Origin of the sequence: Exiguobacterium sp. SH3S3 (assembly GCF_004337115.1) — a bacterium.
Classification (GTDB): domain Bacteria; phylum Bacillota; class Bacilli; order Exiguobacteriales; family Exiguobacteriaceae; genus Exiguobacterium; species Exiguobacterium aurantiacum_A.
The window spans coordinates 99,320-113,629 of the sequence record NZ_SJUU01000008.1; the positions used below are offsets into that span (position 1 = coordinate 99,320).

Sequence of the window (14,310 nt, forward strand, 5' to 3'; positions counted from 1 at the left end):
TTCCCCCTTATTTCGTAGCGACTTGCCCGATCATGCACTGGGCGATTTGAACGGCATTCGCCGCCGCCCCTTTGCGGACGTTATCGGCGACACACCAGAGATGGAACGTGTTCGGTTGCGACTCGTCGCGGCGGACGCGACCGACGTACACTTCGTCCGTCCCGTTCGCATCGAGCGGCGTCGGGTAGACGAGCTCGCTCGGGTTGTCCATGAGGACGACGCCTGGCGCGTCACTGAGGACCGCCTTCACTTCCGCGAGCGTCGCTTCACGCTCGAGCGTGACCGTGATCGAGACGGCGTGGCTGTTACGGACCGGGACGCGGACACACGTCGCCGTCACACCTAATTCTGGTGCGTTCAAAATTTTGCGTGTCTCGTCGATCATCTTCTGTTCTTCTTTCGTGTAGCCGTTCTCGAGGAAGACATCGATATGCGGCAGCACGTTATCGTAGATCGGATACGGGTAGTTTTGCGGCTCTTCACCGCGGGCGCCCCGTTCGAGGTCTTCGATGCCTTTTTGTCCCGAACCGGAGACGGCTTGGTAAGACGTATAGGCGACACGCGTCAATCCGTACACTTCGGCGAGCGGTGCGAGGGCGACGACCGATTGGATCGTCGAGCAGTTCGGATTGGCGATGAGCATCTTGTCCGGGCCCAGTTCGACTCGGTTCACTTCTGGTACGACGAGCGGGATTCCTGCTTGCATCCGGAACGCGCTCGAGTTATCGATGACGATGACCCCTTGTTCACTCAGGCGCGGTGCATACTGTTCACTGATGCTACCACCGGCCGAGAACAAGGCGATGTCGATCGCGTCTGCGTAAATCGCGTCCGACAGTTCACGGATGACGATGTCGCGACCGTTCACTTCGACTGTTTTCCCAGCCGAGCGGGCTGACGCGTATAGTAATAGTTCGTTGATTGGAAACTCATATTCTGTGAGCACGTCGATCATCTTTTGACCGACGGCGCCTGTCGCACCGATGACGGCAACGTTATACATGGTAACTCCCCCTTATAAATGGAAACGCTCCGCGATGGCCGCGACCGCCGCTTCAACGTCTTGATCGTTAATCGTGTAAGAGATGCTGATCTCTGAAGTTGTGACTTGATAGAACGGGATTCCGCTCTCACGGAACGTGGCGAACAATCCGGCTGCGACACCGGTCGCGTCGCGCATGCCGATGCCGACGACCGAGATTTTTGCATGTTCGGTATGACGGTCGATTTTAATTTGTGGGAACGCCTCCGTCAGTTCGGCGAGCGCTTCTTCGAGGAACGCCTCCTCGTCAAGTGGACAAGTGAACGACAGGAACACTTCACCGTCGAACGCTGTCTGACTGATCATGTCGATATTGACGTGACGCTGTGACAACTTCTCGAAAATATCGGCAACCCCTGCCACTGAATGCGGAATATGTTTGATCGAGACGCTGAGCACGTTTTTCACGACGCTCACGCTCGTCACCGCTTTTTGTTCCATCGCCTGTGTCATATCCATGATCCATGTTCCTCCTTCGCTCGATAGCGTCTTCCCTACAAAGATGTTCACATCATATTTTTTGGCCAGCTCGACGCTGCGCATTTCCATCACTTTCGAGCCGAGCGCGCTCATTTCCATCATCTCGTCATACGAGACGGTATCTAGGCGCCGTGCCGTTTTATGGATACGCGGATCGGCCGTATAGACACCGGCGACGTCCGTATAAATCTCACAACGTTTACTGAGGACGGCGGCAAGTGCGACGGCTGTCGTATCAGAACCACCGCGTCCGAGCGTCGTTACATCCCCGAACTCGTTGACGCCTTGGAAGCCGGCGACGATGACGACGTCATTCGTTCTGAGCCTTTCTTCCAACACTTCTTTCCGGATCGCTTTGATCTTACTTTTCGTGTGAATGCCCATCGTGTCGATCCCGGCCTGTTGCCCCGTGAGCGAGATGGCGGCGACGCCTCGTGAGTTCAAGGCGATGCTGAGTAGACTGATCGTCTGTTCTTCTCCGACGGCGAGCAAGCGGTCGAGCTCACGAATCATCGGACGCTCTGTAATTTGTTTTGCGAGTGACAGGAGTGAATCGGTCGTTTTCCCCATCGCGGAGACGACGACGACGAGTTTCTCGCCAGCGACGACTCGTGTCTGTAAATATTCAGAAATTGCCTGAATCTGTTCGATTGTGGCAACAGAACTTCCTCCAAATTTTAGTACGGTTGTCATCAGGTTCCCCACTTTCATGATGTCGACCAACAGAAAAAGCGGCAGACCGGTAGGAAGCACTCTCCCTACGGTCTGCCGCTTGTACGCGCAGTTGAAAAACGATTAAAAAATCGTTCCGTAGATAGCGCTCCATGGCATTTCATCCATGGCAGTGTAGGCGTTGTTCACGACTACCCCAGCCTTCGTTCGTACGCATGCGAACGTTGACTTCGGCGAATTTCCCCTTTCGGCTCGATCCGGAATGCGTCCGTTTCAATCAAGCTTACTCATGTCATTCGCAACCTCTATCTGTCAGTTGTTAGTTTTAGTTATAACAAATGCTTTCCGGCTTGCCAACCTTTTTTTAGAAAAAAAGAAACTTTCTAAAAATAATCACCACGACTTCTTCATCATCCGATGCGGGATATCGGCGTCTAAAAACTCGTCACCGAACGTCGTATAGTCGAGCCGTTCATAGAACGGGAGCGCCGTCAGTTGAGCGCCGAGCTTCAACTCATGCAGCCCGCTCTCGCGCGCCACATCCTCGATTTCGAGCATCAGCTTTTTCGCATATCCGTTCCCTCTCGCCGATGCGAGCGTGGCGACCCGTTCGACTTTGCCGACACCGTCCCCGATCGGTCGCAGCCGTGCCGTCGTCACGGGCTCCCCGTCTATCGTCCCGACGAAATGGATACAGACTGGATCGAGGTCGTCATATTCGAGCGCCGGGTCAATCCCTTGCTCGCCGATAAAGACAGCCTCCCGTACGGAACGGGCTCGTTCGATGAGCGGCGTGTCGTTGCCGTGTTCAATCGTCAACATGACACCACTCCTTCCTGTAACCGTTTGACGACTTCTGCCGTGGCCCGTTCTAGGTCGACGATCGATTCGAAGCGGGCTTGGGCTTGTTTATGACTGCCACCGCCCCGACCGATGCCAAGGTCGTCTAACGTCCGTTTTAAAAACTTGCCGATGGCGATGTCATGCGTCCCGTCATGCATGAGTAACAGTTTTTGTCCGGTATGATTGGCACCGACGGCAATCCGTCCGGTCGCCGCGATCCGTTCGACGATCATCGTCGTGAGCGTCTCCGCCTCGGTCTTGCCGATGTGCGTGATGACGTAATTGTCCTCTTGTAAGAATGCTGCGACTTTCGCCTTGGCGACCCGGGCCTCGAGCACCTTCACTTCTTTTTCACGTTCGAGTCGCGCCGTGCGCTCTTCGGCGACACGGGCCGCGACCGTCTCGTTCGTCGTCGACAACGTTTGATGGATCGCCCGTAGCGCGGTGCGCGAAGATTGGATGACCGTTAGTGCCCGCATCCCTGCGACATACGTCAAACGAACGTTCCCCCGCACTTTTTTCATCGAGGTCACTTTAATGATTCCGAGCTGGCCGGTCGTCGACACATGCGTCCCTCCGCAAGCGTTATAATCGAGTCCATCGATTTTGACGATCCGAATCGTGCCGGTGCGATCCGTCGCTTTACGTAACCGGTCATGCTCGACTTCGCCATCCTGTAATTCAAAAATGTGAATCGGTCGGTTGTCGAAGATGATCTGCTGAACGTCACGTTCTAACGTTTCGATTAACGCCCAATCGAATGATTCGGCCGCGATCTCGATCGATGACTCGTCAGCACTGATCCCAAAACTGAGCGTCTCGATACCGTATCGGTCTTCAAGCAAGGCCGTCAGCACGTGTTGCGCCGTGTGTTGGATCGAGTGGTCGTGACGTGTCGCTGCGTCGATTTGACCGATCACTACCGTTGCTTCGTCGATTGGCTCGTTGACGAGGTGCCACACGGTCGGGTCGTCACGTTGCACATCTAAAACGGCTTGTCCGCCAATCGTCCCTGTATCGGCCGGTTGTCCGCCACCTTCCGCGTAAAAATGTGTTGCTGCAAGCGCAATCCACGTGCCCCGCTCATCTTCCCGCTGCGCTGTCACCGTCGTTTCAAATTGCCATGAGTTCATATTGGTCGCCACCTTTTCTGCATGATATGTTCAGACAACTAGTCTGATTTGGTCTATAATAAGGAACACTTACCCTTAGGTCAGGAGCGATATGTATGTTACAGATTGATAAAAAGTCCCCGTTACCTATTTATTATCAAATCGAAGCCTATTTAAAGCAACAAATAGATGCTGGCGAGCTCCAACCCGGCGAATCGATCCCGTCCGAACGGGAATATTCGGAGCGGTATAACGTCAGCCGGATGACGGTGCGCCAGGCGATCACGAACCTCGTCAACGCCGGTTATTTGAGCCGTCAAAAAGGACGTGGTACGTTCGTCGCCAGTAAAAAAATCACGATGGCGCTGTCCGGTTTGACGAGTTTTTCAGAAGAAATCAAGCACCGGGGCATGCGTCCGTTCAGCCGTCTATTGTCATTCGACACGATTCCAGCCTCGAATAAAATCGCGCAGAAATTGAATGTCGCAGCCAGTACGCCGGTCTATGAGATGAAGCGTCTCCGACTCGCCGACGAGGACGTGCTCGCTTTAGAAACCGCCTATATCCCGGTCGCCTTATTGCCCGAACTGACCGAAGCAGATGCCGTCGGCTCGATTTATGAGTTCGCCGAACAGTCCGGACTTCGTTTGAAAAACGCGACACAGACGCTCGAAGCCCGAAGCGCCGGACCTGTTGAAGCGAAGCTGTTGACCATCTCCCCGAACGCGCCCGTCCTATTGATCGACCAACGGACGTATCTCGAGAACGGCGACATGTTCGAATACAGTCGTTCTTTGTTCCGCGGCGATGCGTATTCGTTCACTGTCGCGATGGAACGCACCTAAAAAATGGTTTGCCCCGCTGAGGGCAAACCATTTTTTATTGGGCTTCGTATGTGATGCCGGACGGATCGAGCATATAAGACTCGAGCTCCGTCTCCGTCATCGCTTCGACTTCGTTGCCGGAATCCGCTTGTTGCACACGGTACCGGACCTCGTCGAGCAACGGTTCGTTCAAGAAGTAATAGAAGTGGCCGTCATTACCACGCGCACCTTCTCCGGTCAATTGATATTGAACCGTGTTGTTGAGCGCACCGACGTCTTCGATCAAACGCATATAGTCGTTCGGTCCGAGCGTCGTCTGCATGTTGTCACCGACCGCTTTGAGCACTTTGTCATAGTTGTTGATCAATGACGTGCCGAGCGACTGCTCGAGCACGGCGTTGATGACTTCCATTTGACGTTGGCCGCGCCCGATGTCCCCGCGCGGGTCGTCATAGCGATTTCGGACATAAGCGAGTGCTTCTTCACCCGACAGCTGCTGAAGACCGGCTTCGACGTTAACTACTTCTTTTGCAGTTGTGTGCTTAATGGTCTCAAAAGGAAACTCAACATTAATTGTTACTCCATTTAAGGCATCAATAAAATCGACGAAGCCTTGGAAGTTGAGCGACACGACGTGGTCGATTTCAACACCGACTAGGTCTTCGACCGTATTCGTCGACATGCGCATACCGTTGTTCGGATCCGACTCGTCCATCGATCCGAAGTAGTAGGCGTGCGTGATTTTATCTTGATCGAGACCGGTCTTACCGTAAGGGATATCGAATCCCGTGTAATCGATATTGACGTACGAATCTCGCGGAATGCTGAGCATCGTCGTCTGCTTGTCTTTCTTGTTCAAAATGACGACAATCATGACGTCAGAGCGACCGAACTCCCCTCGCGCTTTCTTTTGCGGGGAGATGTCGGTGCCGAGCACGAGGAAACTTTCGGTGTCCTCTTTATCAAACCGGGTCGGTTCGATCGTCGGGTCGTCCTCGAGCGTCACTTGTGTGCCGGACAACATGTTGTGCGCTTTATAAAAAGCCGCCCCATACATGCTAGAGCCGACGATGACGGCAATGAGGATCAGCGAGCTGAACACTTTATAAAACGTAGACGGACCTTTACGCCGTCTACGCGCCTGGGTTCTTGAGTTCATGTTTTTCTCCTTCACGGTCGAATGATACGAGCTTCACTTATTATAGAGGAATCCTCGAGTTTTGTCGAAAACGTTTTGATGACAAACTCATTTCCATACAATTTCCCATAATCGCAACCAAAAAAACCTGGGGACGTGCGTCCCCAGGTTGAACGGTTATGAGCGGATCGAGAAGAAGCGTTCGGCTGCTTCGCTTCCGCGTGCCTGTAAAGCTTGCGCGCACTGTGAGGCCGCCTCGGTATCAAGTACGATCGTGACACTCGGATGCGCCTGCAAAATCGTCGCGGGCCAATCGACAGACGGCACACTTTCGATCATGTGATGGACCGCGTTCGCTTTTCGGTCTCCCGTTGCGACGAGAACAATCTCGCGCGCGTTCATGATCGTATCGAGTCCCATCGTGATCGCGTGCGTCGGGACTTCTTCGCTTGCATCGAAGAAGCGGCGATTCGCTTCCCGCGTCGACTCGGTGAGCGCTGTCACGTGCGTCTTCGCATCGAGCGCCGTCCCCGGTTCGTTGAACGCGATATGCCCGTTTTCACCGATCCCGAGCAGTTGCAGATCGACACCGATTGATCGGACGAGCTGTTCATACCGCTCCGCTTCAGCATCAGGGTCTTTTGCGTCACCACGCGGAAGATGGCTTTCTTTGAACGGAACATCGTTGAACAGACGTTCTTCCATGAAATGATAGTAGCTTTGAGGATGACTCGGAGCAAGCCCGATATATTCGTCCAAATTGACGCTCGTCACATGGCGGCAATCGAGCTGGTCCTGCTTGAACATTTTATACATCCCGACCGGCGTGCTCCCCGTCGCCAGCCCGAGTACGAACTCCCGTTTCCCGGCCAACCGCTCTTTAATAAGCGTGTAGGCAATCTGTTCAGCGTCCGCTGGTGTCTTCGCTACTAATATATTCATTTCACGTCCTCCTTCTCAAATCCGATGCGTCCTTGGTGAATTGTCTGCTCGACCGTCAATGACCCGTCCCAGATGACGAGATCAGCGTCAAACCCGGCTGCGATTGACCCTTTTTTACTCATGCCAAACTCCGCGGCTTGGTTCGCGGACGTCATCTTCACGGCTTCTTGAATCGTGCACTCGGTGAAGGCGATGATGTTGCGGAACGCCGCGTCCATCGTCAACACACTTCCAGCCAAGTTACCGGCTTCAAGCCGCGCCGCACCATCCTCGACGATGACCGGTTGTCCCCCTAGCTCGTAACGCCCGTCCGGAAGACCTTTCGCCCGCATCGCATCCGTGATGACGACGAGACCGTCCGCGCCTTTCAAGCGATACGCGAAATCGACCATCTCCGGACGGCTGTGAATCCCGTCCGGAATGATTTCGACCATGACGTCCCGTTCTAACAGGCAGTAACCGACCGTCCCCGGTTCACGGTGGTGCAGCCCGCGCATTTGGTTGTATAAATGTGTGCCGTGCTTCACGCCAGCCGCTTTGTTCTCGGCAAACGTCGCATTCGTGTGACCGGCTGAGCCGATGGCACCCGATTCCATCATCGCCCGCTCAAGCTCTCGTGCGCCCGGACGTTCTGGTGCGTACGTGACGAGTCGGATGTGACCGCCCGCCTCGTCTTGCCAGATGCGAAACTGTTCGGCATCAGGATCGATAATATATTCTGCCGGTTGAGCCCCCGCGTTCTCGACGTTGACGAACGGTCCTTCTAGATGGATACCGGCAACCGTCGTCTCGTTTGACTCGATGACGTCTCGGACAGACTCGAGCGCCTTGGTGATGGCTTTCGGTGACTGCGTGATCGTCGTCGCAAAAAACGAGGTCACCCCTTCGGCGAGCATCGATTGACTGAGGAGTCGTAACCGGTCTCGGTCCGCATCCATCGTGTCGACGTCATAACCCCCGTGAACATGTATATCAATCATGCCCGGTGTCACGAGTTTTCCCGCGACATCGAGCACTGTCTCATCTCCGGCCTCATAGTCAGCCATCGCCCCGACCGCTTCAATCGTCGCCCCGTTTATCCGAACGTAACCCCGTTCCCACGTCTCTTGTCCAGAAACGAGGTGTGCGTTAATAATCACCATCATCAGTCATCCACCCTTTCACTACTATTCTCGACAATAGCATAACAAAAACCAGTATAGTTGTATAGACCAATTTATTCATTTTAAAAAATTCATCAAATCATCAGTCATTTGCCCGACTTCCCATCGACTCAAACAAAAAAAGGCTGAACCCGGGCGAACCAGATTCAACCTTATTCTGTCACGCTGTCTCTTCGACAGCTGCTTTGGCATTGTATCGTTTGACGATATGGACGAGGCGCATGAACAAGAGCACTGCCCCGGCGGCAAGTCCGACGATGAGCCCGATCCAATAACCATCGGGACCGAATCCGAACCGTTCCGCGAGTAAGAAACCGAGCGGCAGCCCAATCACCCAGTAGGCGATGAGCGACAATACGAGCGTCACGTTGACGTCTTTGAAACCGCGCAAGATGCCTTGAATCGGTGCGGCGACGGCGTCAGACAATTGGAAGAAGACCGCAAAGATCATGAAGTGGGCCGCAAGTTCCACGACAGCGGCGTCATTCGTATAAATGGCGGCGACGCGTTCATTCTGCCAGAACAACAAGGCGCCTGAAAATGACGATACGGCCAGACAGAGCGCGATCCCAATCTTGGCATAGCGCACCGCGTCTTGGAGTCGGCGCGCACCGAGTTCATAGCCGACGACAATCGTCAAAGCGCTCGAAGCGGACAACGGCAACATATAGACGAACGAGGCAAAGTTGATCGCCGCTTGGTGGGCGGCGACGATATTGTCCCCGTACTCGCTAAGGAGCAGGGTCACGGCCGCGAAGATGCTGACCTCGGCAAAGATGGCGAGGCCGATCGGCGTCCCGAGCTTGAGCAGCTCTTTTTGGCGCGGCCATGCTAAACGATCCGGCGCGCGCAGGAACCGATACTCAAGGAACGGTTTCCCGCTCCGGACGAACGCGAACGCCATGAAGAAGAGAAGCCAATAGGTGATGGTGGAAGCGATGCCGGCTCCGATGCCCCCATAAGCAGGGATTCCGAGCTTCCCGAAAATGAAGATGTAGTTTAACCCGACGTTAATGGGTAACCCTAATAGTATAAGCAACATGGAAATCCGGGTTTTTCCGAGTGAATCCATGAGCGTCCGGAGCACGTTGAACAAGAACATCGGCAAGACGCCGAATCCGAGCGCGAGCAAATAACCTTTGGCGATCCGTTTTCCTTCCTCGCTTAGCCCCATCCCGTCCACTGCGGCCGGAACGAGGAACGCACCGAGGACGAGTGTCGCGATGCTCAGTCCGATCGCTAAGTAAACGCCTTGATACAGCGTCCGTTGGATATGTTGGATATTACGGGCCCCGAGCGCCTGAGCGACAATCGGTGCGACGGCAAGCAGAATCCCGCTCAGTCCCGTATAGACCGGCATCCATAGACTCGAGCCGACACCGACGCCAGCCAAGTCGACGGCTCCGGCTCGGCCTGACATGACCGTATCGAAGAAGCTGATTAAGTAAAATGATACTTGTGTTACTAAAATCGGAAAGAAAATCGTAAAAAATAATTTTATTTTTTCGTTAAGTGAATGCGTTTGATACATGGACAACCCTCATCTCATTTCAGAAAGGAACAAATTCGGATGAATCAACGGAATGCAGAGAAGCTAAAGTACGAACTATTGGAAACATGGAATACGTTCAACCATTATATGACCGAAGCGCTCACCTTTCAAAACACAGAAGACGTGCATCAGGCCCGGGTCCATTTGCGCAAGTTGCTGACGTTCATGCAACTGTACGACACGAAACCTTCTACGTATCGGCAATTGAAACAGCTGATGGAAGCGCTCGGCGCGGTCCGTGACGGGGACGTGTTGCTCCAAGGTCTCGCGCTCGAGACCGGGCTCGAGCAGGCGTTTGCCGATCACATGGAAGCGAACCGCGAAAAAGACCGGACATTATTAAGTTCGCGCGTCACCGAAAAGATGACGCCGTCGCTCGACCAACAAGTGCGCCGCTTCATCGGCGGTCAATTGTATCGCTCGTTAAAGAAGCAAGACGCCTCAGCGTTTCTCGATAAGGCAAAATCGGAGCGGAAACGCCGCGTCGAGTCCCACCACCACGCCACATCAAAGCATGACCGGCTCGAGGCACTCCATAAAGTCCGGCTCGCCGTGAAGCGTGAACGCTACTTGCACGAGTACTTGTTAAACTACGAAGAAAAGGCCTCGAAAGACCAGGTCCAAAAGTTAAAACGGCTCCAAACCGAGCTCGGTGAGATGAACGACCGTCATCAATTGCTGCTGCGCTGGACCGATTTTTCACCGCCGACCGAATACGTTTCGGCGTATGAACGACTCATCGACACACTGCACGAGCAACTTGACGCTTCTGTCGACGCTATCAAGCTCTAGCGTGACGTGTAGCGTTCGACGAGCAGTTCGAGTAGCTTCATACCAGCAATCGAATTGCCTTTTGAGTCGAGCGCGGGGCCGAAAATCCCGAAGCCGACGTCGCTCAGTCCGAGTTCGTGCTTCCCGGTCGCGAGAATCGCACCCGACACCCCGCTCTTCCCTGGCAGACCGACACGGACCGCAAACTCACCGGAGGCGTCATACATGCCACAAGTCGTCATGATCGCTTTGACGATGCGGACGACCCGGCGCGGAATCAACTCTTCGCCTGTGACCGGGTCTTCCCCGTTGCCCGCGAGCACCCGTCCGATGCGGGCCAAGTCAAAACAGTCGATCTCGATGGCACATTGTTTCGTATAGACGTCGATGATCTCATCGACGTCACCTTCCACGATGCCGTGGTGGCGCATGAAATAAAGCAAGGCCCGGTTCAAGTCGGTCGTCTCGTATTCCGAGCGGGCGACTTTTTCGTTGTACGTCACTTCTTCGACCGGCACGTCGAGCAACGTCGCTAAAAATTGACGGAACTGATAAATTTTAAGTTCCGCCGTATCCCCTAGTATCATGCTCGTGACGGCTAGCGCCCCGGCGTTAATCATCGGATTGAGTGGTTTTGATGGCACGGTCTCTTCGAGCTTGGCGATCGAGTTGAACGCATCACCCGTCGGCTCCATCCCCACTTTCGAGAACACGAAGTCCTCGCCGAACTCCATCAACACGTAACAAAGCGCGAGTGCTTTCGAGACGCTTTGGATCGTAAACTTATGATGGACATCACCCGCATGGATGTAAGAACCGTCAGGCAGGCAAATCGCCACGCCGAGCAAGTCGTCCTTGACATGTGCGAGCTCAGGGATATAATCCGCCACTTTTCCTTGAGCCGTATACGGACGGCACTCGTCGACCAAATGTGCCAACTGCTGTTCTAATACGTTCATCAAAATCACCTCATATCCGATAGTTTACAACCGGCTCATCTTATCATATCTTCTCAAGCTTAGCCATCAGGCGGACCGTCATCTTTGGACGATCCTGGCTTGTACCAGTCCTCGTCGGCCCAAATGACCGGCGGACTTTCCTCATCCCCGGCAAGCTTCTCTCCATGTCGGTTCATCGCGGCGATGAATGCGACAATCCCAACGACGACAATCGAAGCTGTGATGCCGAACCAAACCATAGTCGCCCCTCCCTTTCATCCGTGACAATTTCGTCTAGAACCGCGTGATACTTATCCTATGTCTACACGCATATTCTCGGTACGGTTAATTCGAAGACTATTATAGAAATGGGTGAATCGATTGAACAACATTGCGATTATCGGGGGCGGCATCACGGGTATGGCCGCTGCCTACTATGCGAAACAGGCTGGTGCACACGTCACACTCTATGAATCGAGTGATCGGATCGGCGGGAAAATCAAGACAGTTTATCGGGACGGATTTGTACTCGAATGCGGTCCCGACGGTTATATGGCCAGAAAGCCGACGTTGACCGAGCTCATCACCGAACTCGGTCTTGATGAACAGCTCGTTCGTTCACAGACTGGCACGTCTTACATATACGTTCGAAACAAGTTACGGCAAATGCCAAAAGGTTCCGTCATGGGCATTCCCACGAAATTTTGGCCGATGGTGAAGACCGACCTGTTCACGTGGCGTGGAAAGGCTCGGGCCGGGATGGACTTGGTGCTCCCCCGCGTCTATGCGGGCGAAGACATTTCACTCGACACGTTTTTCCGGACCCGACTCGGCTCTGAAGTCGTCGAATCGATGATCGAACCGCTCCTATCAGGCATTTATAACGGGACGCTTCAAGATATGAGCATCGAGTCTACTTTCCCTCAGTTTATCACGATTGAACAAAAAACACGCAGCTTGATTCTCGGCATGAAAGCACTCACGCCGCCTGTACAAGCCGGAGTGAAACCGCGTGAGGCCGGGAAGTTTTTATCGTTACAAAACGGGCTCGGAATCCTCATCGAGGCGCTCCGTCCGTCGATCGACCGCCTCTACACCGGCACCCGTGTCGCCTCGGTCCGCCCTCATGAGATCGAACTCGAGGACGGCACGATCGAACAGTTTGACGGCATCATCTTAGCGACTTCGCCGAATGCGCTCGGCCCGATCCTCGGAATCCCCGAGGCGGAGCGATTATCTCAATTGAAGCGCACCTCATCGATCACCGTCCTCGCTGCGTTCGACGAGAAAGATGTGGCGGCGCTCGACGGGACAGGTTACGTCATCGCCAAAGCGGAAGCCAATGCGTTGACCGCCTGCAGTTGGATGCATAAGAAATGGCCTCACATGGCACCGAAAGGTAAGGCGCTCTTGCGCGTCTATATCGGTTCCGATCACGTGCCCGCCTTATTAGCTGCAACGGATCAAGCGGTCGCCGAGTTTGCGTTAAACGAGCTCCGCAAAATTCAACACGTCGGGACACCGCTTTTCACGAAAGTCGAGCGCCACGTCGATACGATGCCACAATACGAGGTCGGTCATAAGCAACATGTGCACGCGTTCGAACATGCCTTGGCCGCTCTCGATGGCGTCGAGGCGTGCGGGGCGATCTTACACGGGGTCGGGCTTCCCGACTGTGTCGATTCCGCCAAACAGGCCGTCATGCGGGCGATGACGGCGAAGCAGGTGGTGCGTTCATGAAACGGATTGATTACAACGAGAACCCGTTCATCGTCATCTGGGAAGTGACGCGCGCCTGCGCCTTGTCTTGCGTCCATTGCCGGGCCGAGGCGCAGTACCATCGTTACCCGGATGAATTAGACACGGCGCAAGGCAAAGCGCTCATTCGTGACATTTACGCGATGGACAACCCGATTCTCGTCTTCACAGGCGGCGACCCACTCATGCGTGAAGACTTGTTCGAGTTGACTGAATACGCGGCGTCACTCGGCATGCGCGTCTCAATGACCCCATCAGCGACGCCACGGGTGACTCCTGACGCGGTCAGACGGGCCAAAGCGGCCGGGTTGACACGCTGGGCGTTCTCACTCGACGGTGCCGACGCGAAAGCGCACGATTATTTCCGGGGGACACGCGGCAGCTTCGAGCGGACGATCCGCGGCATCTCCTATTTCCGGGAGGAAGGCATGTCGTTCCAAATCAATACGACCGTAACCGAGTACAACGTCGACCAACTGCCAGCGATCGCGAAACTCGTCGGTGAGCTCGGCGTCTCGGTCTGGACGCTGTTCTTCCTCGTCCCGACCGGTCGCGGCTCGCTCCTGCAACCGATCTCGCCGGAACGACATGAGGACGTGCTGCGCTGGGCGTTCGCGCTGCAAGAACATGTGCCATACATCATCTCGACGACCGAGGCCCAGTTCTATCGCCGGGTCGCCCGGCAAGAAAATCAAAAACGGAAAGACGCAGGACTCGCGCCAATCGGTCATCCGCATGACGACCTCGCCAAAGCGCCACGTGGGACGAATGACGGCAACGGCTTCGTCTTCATCTCTCACACCGGTGATGTTCAACCGTCCGGCTTCCTGCCGATCAAGTGCGGCAATGTCAAAACGACACCGCTTGCCGAGATTTATCGGAAACATCCGGTGTTCAAGACGCTGCGGGACCCGGACACGCACGGCGGCAAATGCGGCTACTGCGAATACCGTTACTTATGCGGCGGATCGCGTGCCCGAGCCTACGCCGTCACCGGCGACTATAAGGCAGAGGAGCCGTATTGCACGTATCAACCTGAACACGCTAAATAAGGAGCACAGGCCAAGGCCTGTGC

General features: G+C 54.6%; 14 protein-coding genes and 1 riboswitch. Of the genes, 4 read left to right on the plus strand and 10 right to left on the minus strand.

Annotation, left to right across the window (positions count from 1 at the left end):
• Positions 1 to 7 precede the first annotated feature (7 nt).
• From EVJ28_RS09190 to EVJ28_RS09205, 4 genes are all read right to left on the minus strand, one after another.
• Complete coding sequence (locus EVJ28_RS09190) at positions 8 to 1,003, minus strand: aspartate-semialdehyde dehydrogenase (RefSeq protein ID WP_131467950.1); 996 nt, start codon at positions 1,001 to 1,003, stop codon at positions 8 to 10.
• Positions 1,004 to 1,015: 12 nt separating this feature from the next.
• A complete protein-coding gene (locus EVJ28_RS09195) occupies positions 1,016 to 2,215 on the minus strand; it encodes an aspartate kinase (RefSeq protein ID WP_070328972.1) in 1,200 nt (399 codons plus the stop codon).
• 114 nt (positions 2,216 to 2,329) lie between these two features.
• A riboswitch (Lysine riboswitch) is annotated at positions 2,330 to 2,510 on the minus strand.
• A gap of 77 nt (positions 2,511 to 2,587) precedes the next feature.
• Positions 2,588 to 3,016, minus strand: a complete 429-nt coding sequence (locus EVJ28_RS09200; protein WP_131488745.1) for a GNAT family N-acetyltransferase — start codon at positions 3,014 to 3,016, stop codon at positions 2,588 to 2,590.
• A complete protein-coding gene (locus EVJ28_RS09205; protein WP_131488747.1) occupies positions 3,010 to 4,170 on the minus strand; it encodes an alanyl-tRNA editing protein in 1,161 nt (386 codons plus the stop codon). The genes EVJ28_RS09200 and EVJ28_RS09205 overlap by 7 nt, the downstream gene beginning before the upstream one ends.
• Before the next feature lie 95 nt (positions 4,171 to 4,265).
• Between EVJ28_RS09205 and EVJ28_RS09210 the strand changes: the two genes are divergently transcribed.
• A complete protein-coding gene (locus tag EVJ28_RS09210) occupies positions 4,266 to 4,994 on the plus strand; it encodes a GntR family transcriptional regulator (protein ID WP_131456711.1) in 729 nt (242 codons plus the stop codon).
• A gap of 34 nt (positions 4,995 to 5,028) precedes the next feature.
• Here EVJ28_RS09210 and EVJ28_RS09215 read toward each other — a convergent pair whose 3' ends face one another.
• From EVJ28_RS09215 to EVJ28_RS09230, 4 genes are all read right to left on the minus strand, one after another.
• Positions 5,029 to 6,132 (minus strand): LCP family protein, encoded by a 1,104-nt coding sequence (locus tag EVJ28_RS09215; protein ID WP_131488749.1) that lies wholly within the window; start codon positions 6,130 to 6,132, stop codon positions 5,029 to 5,031.
• Positions 6,133 to 6,288: 156 nt separating this feature from the next.
• Positions 6,289 to 7,053 (minus strand): glucosamine-6-phosphate deaminase, encoded by a 765-nt coding sequence (nagB, locus tag EVJ28_RS09220; protein WP_131456707.1) that lies wholly within the window; start codon positions 7,051 to 7,053, stop codon positions 6,289 to 6,291.
• Positions 7,050 to 8,198 carry an N-acetylglucosamine-6-phosphate deacetylase gene (gene nagA, locus EVJ28_RS09225; protein WP_131470609.1) on the minus strand — a complete coding sequence of 383 codons (1,149 nt, stop codon included), beginning with the start codon at positions 8,196 to 8,198 and terminating at the stop codon, positions 7,050 to 7,052. The genes nagB and nagA overlap by 4 nt, the downstream gene beginning before the upstream one ends.
• Positions 8,199 to 8,376: 178 nt before the next feature.
• Entirely contained in the window at positions 8,377 to 9,747 is a 1,371-nt protein-coding gene (locus tag EVJ28_RS09230) for an MATE family efflux transporter (protein ID WP_131456703.1), read from the minus strand.
• Between the two features lie 39 nt (positions 9,748 to 9,786).
• Here EVJ28_RS09230 and EVJ28_RS09235 point away from each other — a divergent pair, with 39 nt between their 5' ends.
• Entirely contained in the window at positions 9,787 to 10,560 is a 774-nt protein-coding gene (locus EVJ28_RS09235) for a CHAD domain-containing protein (protein ID WP_131456701.1), read from the plus strand.
• On the opposite strand, the gene glsA is transcribed toward EVJ28_RS09235, so the two are convergent.
• Positions 10,557 to 11,498 (minus strand): glutaminase A, encoded by a 942-nt coding sequence (gene glsA / locus EVJ28_RS09240; RefSeq protein WP_131456699.1) that lies wholly within the window; start codon positions 11,496 to 11,498, stop codon positions 10,557 to 10,559. The genes EVJ28_RS09235 and glsA overlap by 4 nt on opposite strands.
• Before the next feature lie 59 nt (positions 11,499 to 11,557).
• Positions 11,558 to 11,737 (minus strand): hypothetical protein, encoded by a 180-nt coding sequence (locus EVJ28_RS09245; protein ID WP_070328819.1) that lies wholly within the window; start codon positions 11,735 to 11,737, stop codon positions 11,558 to 11,560.
• A 112-nt stretch (positions 11,738 to 11,849) separates the two neighbouring features.
• Between EVJ28_RS09245 and hemG the strand changes: the two genes are divergently transcribed.
• A complete protein-coding gene (gene hemG, locus EVJ28_RS09250) occupies positions 11,850 to 13,217 on the plus strand; it encodes a protoporphyrinogen oxidase (protein ID WP_131467945.1) in 1,368 nt (455 codons plus the stop codon).
• A complete protein-coding gene (locus EVJ28_RS09255) occupies positions 13,214 to 14,287 on the plus strand; it encodes a TIGR04053 family radical SAM/SPASM domain-containing protein (RefSeq protein ID WP_131488751.1) in 1,074 nt (357 codons plus the stop codon). The genes hemG and EVJ28_RS09255 overlap by 4 nt, the downstream gene beginning before the upstream one ends.
• Positions 14,288 to 14,310: the final 23 nt, after the last annotated feature.

Excerpts from the sequence above, each read along its gene's own strand:
- EVJ28_RS09190 (WP_131467950.1), bottom strand. The coding sequence starts at position 1,003 with ATGTATAACGTTGCCGTCATCGGTGCGACAGGCGCCGTCGGTCAAAAG.
- EVJ28_RS09245 (WP_070328819.1), bottom strand. The coding sequence starts at position 11,737 with ATGGTTTGGTTCGGCATCACAGCTTCGATTGTCGTCGTTGGGATTGTC.
- nagA (WP_131470609.1), bottom strand. The coding sequence starts at position 8,198 with ATGATGGTGATTATTAACGCACACCTCGTTTCTGGACAAGAGACGTGG.
- EVJ28_RS09195 (WP_070328972.1), bottom strand. The coding sequence starts at position 2,215 with ATGACAACCGTACTAAAATTTGGAGGAAGTTCTGTTGCCACAATCGAA.
- nagB (WP_131456707.1), bottom strand. The coding sequence starts at position 7,053 with ATGAATATATTAGTAGCGAAGACACCAGCGGACGCTGAACAGATTGCC.
- EVJ28_RS09235 (WP_131456701.1), top strand. The coding sequence starts at position 9,787 with ATGAATCAACGGAATGCAGAGAAGCTAAAGTACGAACTATTGGAAACA.
- EVJ28_RS09205 (WP_131488747.1), bottom strand. The coding sequence starts at position 4,170 with ATGAACTCATGGCAATTTGAAACGACGGTGACAGCGCAGCGGGAAGAT.
- glsA (WP_131456699.1), bottom strand. The coding sequence starts at position 11,498 with ATGAACGTATTAGAACAGCAGTTGGCACATTTGGTCGACGAGTGCCGT.
- EVJ28_RS09210 (WP_131456711.1), top strand. The coding sequence starts at position 4,266 with ATGTTACAGATTGATAAAAAGTCCCCGTTACCTATTTATTATCAAATC.
- EVJ28_RS09230 (WP_131456703.1), bottom strand. The coding sequence starts at position 9,747 with ATGTATCAAACGCATTCACTTAACGAAAAAATAAAATTATTTTTTACG.
- EVJ28_RS09215 (WP_131488749.1), bottom strand. The coding sequence starts at position 6,132 with ATGAACTCAAGAACCCAGGCGCGTAGACGGCGTAAAGGTCCGTCTACG.
- EVJ28_RS09255 (WP_131488751.1), top strand. The coding sequence starts at position 13,214 with ATGAAACGGATTGATTACAACGAGAACCCGTTCATCGTCATCTGGGAA.
- EVJ28_RS09200 (WP_131488745.1), bottom strand. The coding sequence starts at position 3,016 with ATGTTGACGATTGAACACGGCAACGACACGCCGCTCATCGAACGAGCC.